At 57.2% G+C, this 877-nt stretch carries 2 protein-coding genes; one reads left to right on the top strand and one right to left on the bottom strand.

Annotated elements, in window-relative coordinates:
* The first annotated feature begins 160 nt into the window (after nt 1-160).
* Nucleotides 161-367: a hypothetical protein gene (locus AC1D35_RS36465; RefSeq protein ID WP_037100544.1), complete on the top strand. Its 207-nt coding sequence runs from the start codon at nt 161-163 to the stop codon at nt 365-367.
* A 162-nt stretch (nt 368-529) separates the two neighbouring features.
* On the opposite strand, the gene AC1D35_RS36460 is transcribed toward AC1D35_RS36465, so the two are convergent.
* A partial coding sequence (locus tag AC1D35_RS36460; RefSeq protein WP_477942914.1) for a hypothetical protein occupies nt 530-877 on the bottom strand: 348 nt, incomplete at its 5' end.

Genomic DNA, 877 nt, shown 5'->3' with positions numbered 1-877 from the left:
CCTCTATGAGCGCCTCATGCGGCGGGCGGCTCGAACGCCCTTCTTCACGCTGTCTCACCAGACCAAGCCCTTGTGAGTTTGTCGYGCAGTCGCCAAGATGCTCCGGACTTTCGATGCAAAGCCACTTCATTGCCAACAACACACACACGGGAGACCAGCAATGACGAATTTCAAGGCTGAAGACGAAGCGATCGGGACGATCGTTCTGATGGAGGAACTGTTTCAAAGCATGGTCAAGTCCGGCGTCCTGCCTGCAGCCGTTATGGCCGACGTCGTGCGCGGCGCAGTTGCGAGGCTGGATACGACCGATCATTTCGGCGCGGGTGCGGCTGTGCGCCACTATTTCGAAAGCTGGCTGTCGAAGTAGATAATCTCGCTGGGTGCATAGGATGCAGGTGATGCAGGGGCAGTTTTGGCCGCTCTATAGGAAATGTCAGATTCAATACCTGTCATGGCACCATCTGACATTTCCCACATTACCTATGAAAAACCCTATGCAAGTTATGTATCCTATGCATCTCGGGTTCGATCAAAAAAGACCTTCCGTTCCGGAAGTGCGCATGAAGCTGGTTCCAGCATCTAGCCATCGGCCGCGGCTTGGCGAAGGGCAAGCGGCACCATGTTTCCGTCCCATCCGGCAGACGGACAAACATGACCATCGGCGTTTCCTTGCCGCCATCGGGTAGATCATGGCGCAGCACATAGCCCAGAAGCGAACCGTCAGCGTTGCGATAGGGAAATACCATCGAGGGCGCGAACGAGCCCCATTCTGAGCCCTCGGCCGGCTGCCGATGCCGCCGCCGAGAATGCGGATGGCTTCGGGCAGATCGACGCCCTTCGCCTCCCGCACGAAATCAAGGACATCGCCTTGCTTGCC

This window comes from Rhizobium sp. P1_E6 (assembly GCF_056405875.1).
The sequence above is the reverse complement of the archived record's forward strand: the minus strand, read 5'-3'. Positions and strand labels throughout refer to the sequence as shown.